The 12,436-nt window shown below is 39.7% G+C and carries 3 protein-coding genes; all 3 read left to right on the top strand.

The annotated features are described in order from the left end of the window. Positions 1–541: 541 nt before the first annotated feature. A complete protein-coding gene (locus V7K98_RS21715; RefSeq protein ID WP_335025546.1) occupies positions 542–4,837 on the top strand; it encodes a beta strand repeat-containing protein in 4,296 nt (1,431 codons plus the stop codon). 156 nt (positions 4,838–4,993) lie between these two features. Continuing rightward, positions 4,994–9,199 (top strand): beta strand repeat-containing protein, encoded by a 4,206-nt coding sequence (locus V7K98_RS21720; protein WP_335025548.1) that lies wholly within the window; start codon positions 4,994–4,996, stop codon positions 9,197–9,199. A 289-nt stretch (positions 9,200–9,488) separates the two neighbouring features. Then, the coding region (locus tag V7K98_RS21725; protein ID WP_335025550.1) for a two-partner secretion domain-containing protein at positions 9,489–12,436 on the top strand (2,948 nt) is incomplete at its 3' end.

Genomic DNA, 12,436 nt, shown 5'->3' on the forward strand with positions numbered 1-12,436 from the left:
GCAACCTTTTCTGCTGGTTTATGTGCAGTTTTCCACCTGGAACATGCAGAAAAGTGCATTGACAGCTTTTATGCAATTTTTACCCGAAAAATAAGACTTTTGTTATAAAAATAACTTGTGGTGTAATATCCTGTCCGGTTAATTAGTTATGATTCCCATGATCATCGCACCCCACCCTAACCCTCCCCTTATAAAGGGGAGGGAACCGGATTTCCGATTTCCCCCCTTTATAAGGGGGGATTAAGGGGGGTAATACGACTTGTGTGTACACCGTAGCCGCACGCGGGGAGGGGTTCTTCGGGTTTAACAAGTAATCAAGCGGACATGATATAGTGCGATCGCATCTTAGCCAAAACCCTTATTCCCAAATAGGGGCAATTCATGAATTGCCCCTACCGAAGCGGACATGAGAAAACCGGAGAATGCAGAAATATGATCGCTCCATTGCAGAAAACTGCATAATTAACAAAACATTCGCTTATTTATTATCCAAAGGTGCAGTTCTATTAGATACTCAAGTAATCTATATGAATAACACCTTATGATAATTAAATACAGATCATACAAGTTTTTGCAGTTTGGATTAACAGACTTACTAAGTTGGTTAATTGTTAGTATTCTTACTGCTAAAACCCAGGCGCAGCAAAGTAATATCGTACCCGACAACACACTTGGCGCTGAGTCATCTCAAGTTATAGGCAACTTGAATTTACAGGGACAACCAACTGAAGTAATTACAGGTGGTGCAACTCGCGGAATTAATCTTTTTCACAGCTTTCAAGAATTTAACATCAGCGAGGGACGGGCGGCGTATTTTTTCAGTCCTAGCGCAGATATTCAGAATATTTTGGCACGGGTGACAGGTAATAACCGTTCAGAAATTTTGGGTACACTCGGCATACTTAGCAGCTATAATCCAAATTTATTTTTGATAAATCCCAATGGCATTGTATTTGGGAAAAATGCCAGTTTAAATGTACAAGGTTCCTTTGTAGGGACAACTGCAAACGGTTTGCAGTTTGGGAATCAAGGGGTTTTTAGTGCGACAAATCCCCAAGCTGTGCCATTGTTGACGATTAATCCTTCAGTATTGCTGTTTAATCAAATCCAAGCAAATGGGGGAATTATCAATCAATCCCAAGCACCCGCAGGGAAAAATGCCCTTGGTAATGATGTTACAGGTTTGCGAGTTGTTGATGGTAAAAGTTTGCTGCTGGTTGGTGGAAATATCAATATAGATGGCGGAAGTGTTCGCGCTTATGGGGGGAATGTTGAGTTAGCAGGTTTGGCTGCACCGGGAAATGTAGGGTTGAATATTGCGGGTGATAATTTTGGTTTAGTTTTACCTGAGAATGTGGAACGTGCCGATGTTTCGCTGAGTAATGGCGCAGAAGTCAACGTTCGCGGTGCTGATGGCGGAAATATCAACATTCAGGCTCGAAATGTAAATTTGGCAGAGGGAAGTATATTAAGAGCGGGAATAGATATAGGCTTAGGGACTCCAAATAGTAAGGGTGGAGATATTACTGTTAATGCTACAGGAGATACAACATTAATAAATGGAAGTGCGATCGCTAACATCATCCAACAAGGAGCATTTGGTCAAGCTGGCGATATTAATATTGCGACTGGGACATTGACGTTAGAAAAGACTGGACTACTTAATGCTAATCTCTACGGACAAGGCAATGCAGGAAATGTAAATATCAATGCTCAAGGTAATATCATTTTTCGTAACTCAAAACCAGGGGAAAGTACAGGAATTTCTTCCCAAGTAGTTAAGGGTGCAATAGGTAATGGTGGAAAGGTTACTATTAATACCAATTCTTTAGAGATAAATAATGGTTCACAAATTCTAAGTAGCACTAGCGGAAAAGGTAATTCTGGTAATATCATCATTAATGCTCGTAATAATATTTCGTTAGATGGTAGTAATGGTAACGCTAATAGTTTTAGCGGGATTATTAATAATGTAGCACTTACTGCTGAAGGTAACGCAGGTAATATTGAAATCACAACAGGTACGCTAAAAGCTACTAATGGAGCCTTTATTAGTAGCGGTATATTTGGCAAAGGAAATGCGGGAAATATCAGCATTAATGCTCTTAATAATATAGCTTTTGATACTAATAGTGATGCTAGTAGTAATGTTTTTAAGGAAGGGGTAGGTAACGGAGGAAATATTTATCTGAAAACAGGTTCCCTCTCGTTAACTAACGGCGGGCAAGTATCAACAAATGTATCAGGACAAGGTAATGCTGGAAATATTACTGTGGAAACCTCTGAGAATATCAAGCTAGATGGCGTTTTCATTGATGCGGGTAAGTTTTACCTTAATAACTTAGATTATGATGTATTCAGTGGTTTGAAAAGCAACTTAAATACTGGAGCTATCGGCAAAGCAGGAAATATTCAAGTGACAACAGGCTCACTTTCTGTTACTAATGGTGCTGAAATATCTAGCTTTACTGCTGGAGTCGGAAATGGAGGAGATATTACTATTAATGCCCGCGATAATGTAATAATTTCAGGTTTTGGAGGTAGAGGTAAATATGACAGTGAGGTATCAACTGAAGGTATTGATAATGCAATAGGTAATGGTGGTGATATTCGCATCACTGCGGGTAATTTATTGCTGAAAGATGGCGGACAAATAAGTGCTTTCAACGGCGCACAAGGAAATGGAGGTAATATTTTTATTGATATTGGCAATACTATTACTTTTGATGGAATTGGCGGTAGTGGTTTGTCTAGTAGAGCCGATACACAAGCATTCAATGGTAACGCCGGAAATATTCAAATTGAAACTGGATCGCTGTTTTTAATAAATGGTGCTACGATAACCTCTTCACTTTTTGAAGGAAATGGAGGTAATGGTGGAAATATCACCATTAATGCTCGTGATACCGTCAGAATTGATGGTGTCGTGAAGGGTGTAACTTTAGGTAGTGGCCAAATTATTAATGTAAAGAGCGGTTTATTTAGTTACTTGCTGAGTGGTGAAGGTAAAGGAGGTGACATTGAAATTACAACAGGGTCACTTTCAGTCGCCAACGGTGCAGTCATTGCTGGAGACACAAATGGACAGGGAAATGGCGGCAATATCACCATCAACGCCCGCGATACAGTTTCCGTTACCAATGGTGCAACCATTTCTGCAAACACATTTGGACAGGGAAATGGAGGCAACATCACCATCAACGCCCGCGATACAGTAGCTTTTGATGGTGGAGAAAATGGTTTATTTACTGAGATAGGCACTAATGCACTAGACAATAGCACAGGTAACGCTGGGAATATCCGCATCAACGCGAGGGAATTATTTATAAAAAATAGTGCGAGACTCAGCGCTGTTAGTTTTAGTCAAGGTAATGGCGGAAATATCTTTATCGATACGCACGATGCCGTTACCTTTGACGCAACTAATGGTAAAAATTCTTTAACTGGGGCAGTTAGTTTTGCTAATGGAACCGGCAATAGTGGGGATATTCAGCTTAAAACAGGAACGCTGGCGTTAATAAATGGTGGTACAATTACTGCCTCGGCAAACCAGAATGCTGGAAATATCAAGATTGATACCCGCGATGCTGTCATTGTCGATGGTATTAGTGGCAATAATACAAGTGGCGCTTTTACTAATTTGCTCGCTGGAGGTGTTGGCAAAGGTGGGGATATTCAAATAACAACCAACTCCTTAAAACTAACCAACGGCGGACAACTTGGTGCTGCCAGTTTCGGTAAAGGTAATGCAGGTAACATTATAGTTAATGCTAGCGATGCTATTGCTATTGATGGTGTAAGTAGTAATGGAAGATCAAGCGGTGCTTTTACTACCTTACAAGGTGAAGCTGAAGGTAAGGGAGGCAATATTAACCTGAGAACAGGTTCTTTATTTTTAACCAATGGTGGAATAGTCAATGCTAGTACTTTTGCTAGAGGCGATGGAGGTAATATTACCATTGATGCACGCGATCGCATTTTTATTGAGGGTGTTAGCACCACAGGTTTTTCTAGCGGTGTTTTTAGCACAGTCGATCAAGACGCTGTAGGCAATGCAGGTAATATTAACTTGACAACAAATTTTTTATTTTTAAATCGCGGGGGAATCAGTTCAAGCAGCGTCGGACAAGGAAAAGCCGGAGATATTAGGATTAATTCTGGTTCCACAGCACTTGATAACAAAGCATTTATTGCTGCAATAACTAACTCTGGTGATGGTGGAAATATTAATTTCAGTGCTAGCGATCGCTTACTATTACGTAATGGTAGCCAAATTTCGACCACCGCAGGTACAGCGCAATCAGGCGGCAATGGTGGTAACATCAATATCAATTCCAGATTTATCGTTGCCGTCCCCGAAGAAAACAGCGACATCACAGCCAATGCCTTCACAGGAACAGGTGGCAAAGTTGAAATCAATTCTCAAGGTATCTTCGGTATCGAGTCACGGGCAAAACCAACCAAAAAAAGTGATATTACCGCCAGTTCAGAACTTGGCGTTTCAGGTGTTATCAAGATTAATGCACCTGATACCAGTTCCATTCAAAACGGCTTCACCGAATTATCTCCAGTTATTGATACTAATGCACTCATTGCCAATAGCTGCATTTCACGCGGTACTAAACGACAAGAGAACTCTTTTACTATCACTGGTTCTGGTGGTTTGAATACTAATCGTCCGGGAATTTTAGTTTCTACTTACTACACAACTGGAGATGTACAAGCTGTTGAAACTAAATCCCATGCTTGGAAGAAAAACGAGCCAATTATCGAACCACAAGGATTATATCGGCTGAATAATGGAAAGATGCTATTGAGTCGAGAATGTTCTAATTGATTTTATGCATCCAGCCTTTGTACTTGTTTATGTGCAGTATATAGGTGGAAAATGGAGAATTACAGAAAACTGCATAATTAACAAATATTCGTTTATTTATTGTCCAAAGGTGCAGTTTTATTAGATACTCAAATAATCTATATGAAAGCGCACCTAATGACGATCAAATACGGATTACAAAAGTGTTTACGGTTTGGATTAGTAGGGTTAGTGGGCTACTTAATCTTAAGTCTCTCCACTGCTAAAACTCAAGCACAGCAAAGTAATATCGTACCTGACAAGACACTTGGCGCTGAGTCCTCTCAAGTTATAGGCAACTTTCAAGGACAACCAACAGAAGTAATTACAGGTGGTGCCATTCGCCAAATAAATCTATTTCACAGCTTTGGAGAATTTAATATCAGCGAGGGACGAGGGGCGTATTTTTTGAGTCCTAGCGCAGATATCCAAAATATTCTGGCGCGGGTTACAGGTAATAACCCTTCAGAAATTTTTGGAAAACTCGGTACATTTGGTAGTTCTAATCCTAATGTATATTTAATAAATCCCAATGGCATTGTGTTTGGGAAAAATGCCAGTTTAGATGTAGAGGGTTCCTTTGTGGGGACGACTGCGAACGGTTTGCAGTTTGGGAATCAAGGGGTTTTTAGTGCGACAAATCCCCAAGCCGTGCCGTTGTTGACTATTAATCCTTCAGTATTGCTGTTTAATCAAATCCAAGCTTATGGGGGAATTATCAATCAATCCCAAGCACGGGCAGGTATTAATCCTATCGGTGATAATGTTACAGGTTTGCGAGTTGCTGATGGTAAAAGCTTGCTGCTGGTTGGTGGAAATATCAATATAGATGGTGGAAGTATTCGCGCTTATGGGGGAAACATTGAGTTAGCGGGTTTGGCTGCACCGGGAAATGTGGGATTAAATATTGCAGGTGATAATTTGAGTTTAGTTATGCCTGATGGCGTAGAACGGGCAAATATTTTCCTAAATAACACCGCAGAAGTTAATGTTAGAGGTGCCAATGGCGGAAATATCAAAATTCATGCCCGTGACGTTAATTTGGCAGGAGAAAGTAAACTCAGAGCAGGTATAGAGAAAGGTTTAGGAACACCAACTAGTCAAGGTGGCAATATAGAAATTAATGCCACAATAACAACGAATCTAACAGGTAAAAGCTTTATTTCTAACGTATTACGGCAAGGATCGTTTGGTCAATCTGGTGACATCAATATAACTACTGGTTCCTTAAATATCAGTAATGATTCATTTCTAGATGCCGCTACATTTGGACAAGGAAATGCTGGTAAGGTTTCTATACAAGCTAAGAATAATATTTCACTGACAAACGATAGTCAGATTTATAGTTCTGTAGAGGAAGGAAGTGTAGGCAATGGTGGTAGTATTAATATTCAAACGGGTTCTCTCTCTCTAACGCAAGGTTCCGAACTCAACACTAAAACTTTAGGGCAGGGGAATGCCGGTACTATCAATATCAATGCTCGTGATGGTATAAGTTTAGATGGGTTTATATATACTACCTTAAGCGACGGAAAAGAAGGTCGATTTTATAGCCGAATTACTAGTAGCGTCAACCCCGAAATTACAGGTAACGCTGGAGATATTCAGATAAAAACAGGTTCTCTTCAATCAACCAATGGGGCATTTATTAGCAGCAGTACCAATGGTAAAGGAGATGCGGGAAATATTACGATTGATGCTAATAATATTGCTTTAGATAGTAATAGTTTGATTAGCAGTAGTGTGTTTAAAGATAGTGTGGGTAAAGGTGGAAATATTCGGATTAATACTACAACCCTCTCATTATTGGGTGGTTCACGAATATCTACCACTGTTTCTGGTAAAGGTGATGCAGGTAATATATTTGTTAATGCCCGCGACACAATTAAAGTAGATGGGATAGTAGGCGATTCTATTGCTGGTATCAAAAGTGATGTGATAACTGGAGGTGTCGGTAATGGGGGAAATATAGAAATCACAACTGGCGGGCTGTGGTTAACAAACGGTGCAAATATTGATACGGGTACAAACGGGATAGGCAATGCAGGTAATATCACCATTAATGCTCGTAGAAATATTAATATAGAAGGTTTTGGTAAGGTTTTTACTCAACAATTCGGAGAAGTAAAGTTACCCAGTAACATTAGTAGTGATGTGAGTTTTGATGGTGTAGGTAAAGGTGGAGATATCCGCATCAATACCAGAGAATTATTCTTAAACAATAAAGGTCAAATAAGTTCTGATACTTTTGGTCTGGGTGATGGAGGTAACATTTTTATTCAAGCAGTAGAAAAAATTTCCCTCAGCGATACTAATAATATTGGCTTCACTCAAATTAGTTCTACTGTTATTGATAAAGCCAGAGGGAATGCTGGCAGGATCAACATTAAAACTAGAAATTTATCATTAGATAATGCTTCTATTAATAGTTACACCTCTGGGCAAGGAAATGCTGGGAATATATCGATTAAAGTTGAAGATACTTTATCTTTAAATAATCAAGCATATTTTAGTAGTGCAACTTCAGCAATAGGAGGTAATGGTGGAGATATTGATATCCAAACAGGAAAGCTTTCTTTAGATAATGACTCTTATTTCTTTGCTAGCACTTTTGGCAAAGGAAACGCTGGTAATATCTCAATCCAAGCAACAGACGCAGTTTCTCTTGCGAATAGGAGTAGTATAGCTAGCGCCATCTCCAAAACAGGTGTAGGTAACGCCGGAAATATTCAGATTTTTGCAAAGTCATTTTCTCTAAGTGGAGAATCTACCGTTTTTAACAGTAATCTTGGTGGTAAAGGTGATGCTGGTAATATTTCCATAAATACACAAGATAATGTTTCTTTCAGAGGTGGTTCTTTTTTGAGTAATGGTACATCGGGTGAAGGTAATGGCGGGAATATTAAAATTCAAGCTGGTGGTGCTGTGACAATTTCTGGACGCAGTGAAAGACTTAGTAGTACAATATCTAGCGGAGTAGTGGAAACTGGCATAGGTAACAGTGGTGATATTGAGATTGTAGCCCCTAGTTTAGAGTTATCTAATGGTGCTGATTTATTTACATTATCTTATGGTAAAGGCAATGCGGGTAACGTCTTGATAACCACATCAGGTGACACAACAATCAAAGATAGTAATATAGCAACATTTATTGCCACAGACGGAAATGCTGGTAAAATTTCAATTCGAGCAGGTGGCGATATCTTAATTTCAGAAAAAAGCTTTTTATTCTCCATTCTTTACCTAAATGCAGTAGGTAAGGGTGGAGATATTGAAATTCAGGGGCGTAATTTTTATTTATCCGATGGTGCTGCTTTATTGTCTACTACTGTTGGTAAAGGCAATGCTGGAAATGTGTTAATTAATGCTACTGGTGACATCTCTTTCACAAATGGTTCTAATATCAATGCTGCAACATTTGGACAAGGAAATGCAGGTAACGTCACTGTTAATGCTGGCGGGAAATTCTCTCTTCAGGGGACAACTCCCAATGGTTTTAACTTTGACACTGGCATCTTTAGCATAGTCGGAACAGATGCAGGATTAACAGGTAAAGGTGAAGGCGGGAATATTAACGTTACAGCCCGTGATTTATCTCTCAATGGTGCATCTTTATCTGCTAGTAGCCTTGGAGATGGAATTGCCGGGAATATTAACATTAATTCAGATACTGTAAAACTAGATAATAAAGCGGCTATTGCTGCTGTAACTAATTCTGGTAACGGTGGAAATATTAGCTTAACTGCTACGGATTTATTACTATTGCGTCATAACAGCAATATCAGTACAAGTGCGGGGTTAACCAAATCAGGTGGGAATGGCGGTAACATCAATATTAACGCTAAATTCATCGTCGCCCCTAGCGAAGAAAACAGCAATATTAGCGGCGACTCCTTTGAAGGAAGTGGTGGAAATGTCAGAATTAACTCTCAAGGTATGTTTGGTCTAGAAGCACGTCCAAAGCCAACCAAAAAAAGTGATATTACCGCCAGTTCAGAACTTGGGGTTTCAGGTGTAATCAACATTAACGCACCTGATACCAGTTCCATTCAAAACGGCTTTACCCAATTATCTCCAGTTATTGATACCAATGCACTCATCGCCAATAGCTGCATTTCACGCGCTACTAAACGACAAGAAAACTCTTTTACTATCACTGGTTCTGGTAGTTTAACTACTAATCGTCCGGGGATTTTAGTTTCTAGCTACTACACAACTGGAGATGTACAAAGTGTTAAAACTATATCCCATCCTTGGAAGAAAAACGAGCCAATTATCGAACCACAAGGATTATATCGGCTGAATAATGGACAAATGCTATTGAGTCGAGAATGTTCTAATTAATATTACACATTCGCCTTTTCTGCTTGTTTGGGTGCAGTACATACATAAAAAATGCACGGTTAAGGCAAGAGACGCGATGAATCGCCGTCTCTACAATAATTAATCTTTCGTCTTGACGGCGATTTATCGCGTCTTTGCAATCTAGAATTTTTATCGAAAAACCTTAACCGAACCGTATTGAGACATCACTTCATTGCAGAAAACTTCATAGTTAAGGAATATTTGCTCATTTATCGTCTCAAGGTGCAGTTTTATTAGATACTCAAATAATCAAGATAAATAGCACCCTATGACAATCAAATATGCATTACACAGTTGTTTGCACTTTGGACTAGCAGGGTTGGTGGGCTACTTTTGCGTAAGTCTCTTCACTGCTAAAACCCAGGCGCAGCAAAGTAATATCGTAACCGACAACACACTTGGGGCTGAATCCTCACAAGTGATAGGCAACTATCAAGGACTACCCATTGAAGTAATTACAGGTGGTGCAACTCGCGGAATCAATCTATTTCACAGCTTTCAAGAATTTAACATCAGTGAGGGACGAGGGGCTTATTTCTTCAGTCCTAATGTCAATATTCAAAATATTCTGGCACGGGTGACAGGGAATAACCCTTCTGAGATATTAGGTAAGCTGGGTACTTTCCAGATTATTAACGGTAATATAGTTGCTTCTAATACCAATTTATTCTTGATTAATCCCAATGGAATAGTGTTTGGAAATAATGCCAGTTTAGATATACAAGGTTCATTTCTAGGGACAACTGCGAATAGTATGCAGTTTGGCAATCAAGGGGTTTTTAGTGCGAAAAATCCCCAAGTGGTGCCATTATTGAGTGTGAATCCTTCGGCTTTATTGTTTAATCAGCTTAATCGAAGTGGAATAATTAACCGTAGTCGTCAAGTTGCAACACCAGGAAGTTTTTATTTAATAGGTGGAGATATTACATTTGATGGTGGTACTGCATATTCGCTAGCAAATCGTTTGGAATTAGGTGCAGTTGCAGGAATAGGAACTGTTGAGTTGATTGGTAGCGGTAATCAAATGCAGTTAGCTTTTTCAGAAGGTATACCGAAAGCGGATATAGTCTTGCAAAATAACGCTTTTGTTTTGACAAATGGAGGGGGCGCAATTACGGTTAATGCTCGTGAAGTTAGCCTTTCTGGGAATAGTTTTATTCGTTCAGTACTTCAAACAGGCGAAGGTCAACTGGGCATTGCTGCGGGAGACATTGTAGTTAATGCAAGTGGCAATGTCACGCTGGACAATAGTAATATTACTAATCAAGGTTTGCAAAATTCTTTGGGCGATACCGGAAATATAGTAATTAATGCCCAATCGATTCGCCTCACAAACCAAAGCCAAATCACTACCACTGGTACAAGAAGTTGGGGAAATATTATTTTAAATGCTAAAGATAATCTCAGCCTCAATAACAATAGTTTGATTAGTACCTTTGGAATCTTCAATCCCATAGGTAAATCTGGTGACATTACAATTACAACTCGAAATATTAATTTAAGCAACGAATCCACAATTATTTCTGCCAATACTGGACAAGGGGAAGGTGGAAAAATAACCCTAAAAGCTCAAGAAGCTATTTTGCTGACTAGTGGAAGCAATATTTCAAGCAGTTCTTCTGCATCTACTTTTGGTCAGATTAATAATCAGCCTAGCGGTGATATTGAAATCAAAACGAGAACCCTCACACTTGATGGTAGCAATACCTTTATTAGTTCTTCAAATTCTGATGAGGGAAGGGGTGGCGATATTCAGATTATTGCTGATGACTCAATTTTGTTAAATGGTTTTGCGTCAATTTCATCTTCTAGTGTTGGTCAAGGAGATAGTGGTAAGATCGAACTTCAAACGCGATCGCTTACACTTACTAACGGTGGAAATATTACAACGTCCACATTCGGACGCGGTAATGGCGGCAATTTGTTAGTTAACGCTTCAGACTCCGTTACCTTGAGGGGCATAACAACGGTTATTAATCCACAAACTGGAGAGAGCATTACTACAGGAAGTAACCTATCAAGCAGCGCTTTCGGTGCTGGAAATAGTGGGCAATTAACTATCAATACGCAACGATTGAGCATTAATGATGGTGGAAATATAAGTACAAGTGCAACTGGTCAAACTAGTAGGGGAGGAAATTTGACCATAAATGCCAAAGGCTCAGTAGAGGTTATAGGTGATTCATTCAGTGGTCAAAACAGCACTATCTCTACTAGTACTTTACAGTCTGGAGATGCCGGTAGTCTAAACATTAACACGGATCGTTTAAGCATTCGTAATGGGGCGATAGTTATAACAGCTACTCTTGGTACAGGCAAGGGAGGTAATTTGACTGTAAATGCTAAAGACTCAGTAGAGGTTGTAGGTGGTTCACCTAATAGTCGTAGCACTATCTCTGCTAGTGGTTTAGGGTCTGGAGATGCTGGAAATTTGAACATTAAGACAGGTAGTTTAAGCATTCGTGATGGGGCATTTGTTAGCACTAATATATCTAGTCAAGGCAAGGGAGGTAATTTGGCTGTCAATGCTGACCGTAGCGTGGAACTCATTGGTTCTTCTACTGATGGTCGTTTTCCTAGTAGTTTGCTTTCTTCTACGAATGCAGGCTCTACTGGAGATGCGGGTAATTTGACTGTCACCACCAAAGATTTACTGCTGCAAGGTGGGGTAGTGAATGCTGGTACTTTTGGTGCAGGTAAGGGAGGTAACTTGATAATTAATACTCAAGATGCACTGGTGCAAGATGGAGCAATTATTTTTGCTGGTACATCTGGTGCAGGTAACGGAGGAAATTTGACTATCAATGCCGATCGTAATGTACAAGTTATTGGTAGTAGTTCTGTTGATGGTCGTTTAACTACATTGAGAACTTCTTCTACTAGCTTAAACTCAACTGGAAATGCAGGAGACTTAACGATTAAAACCCAAAATTTACTTGTGCGGGATGGGGCGCAGGTATTTACTGGTACATTTGGTGCAGGAAAAGCTGGAAATTTAACTGTTAATGCTTCACGTCAAGTCGAACTAATTGGTAGGTCTGCTGATGGTCGTTTTCCTAGTGGCTTGTTAGCCTCTGCTGAACCCAACTCAACTGGAAATGCTGGAGACTTGAAGGTTGATACCCAAAATTTACTTGTGCGGGATGGGGCGCAGGTATTTACTGGTACATTTGGTGCAGGAAAAGCTGGAAATTTAACTGTTAATGCTTCACGTCA

Origin of the sequence: Nostoc sp., assembly GCF_036917435.1 — a bacterium.
GTDB lineage: Bacteria > Cyanobacteriota > Cyanobacteriia > Cyanobacteriales > Nostocaceae > Nostoc.

Bases quoted from the DNA above. Each gene is read 5' to 3' on its own strand.
- V7K98_RS21715 (WP_335025546.1), top strand. From the start codon at position 542: ATGATAATTAAATACAGATCATACAAGTTTTTGCAGTTTGGATTAACA.
- V7K98_RS21720 (WP_335025548.1), top strand. From the start codon at position 4,994: ATGACGATCAAATACGGATTACAAAAGTGTTTACGGTTTGGATTAGTA.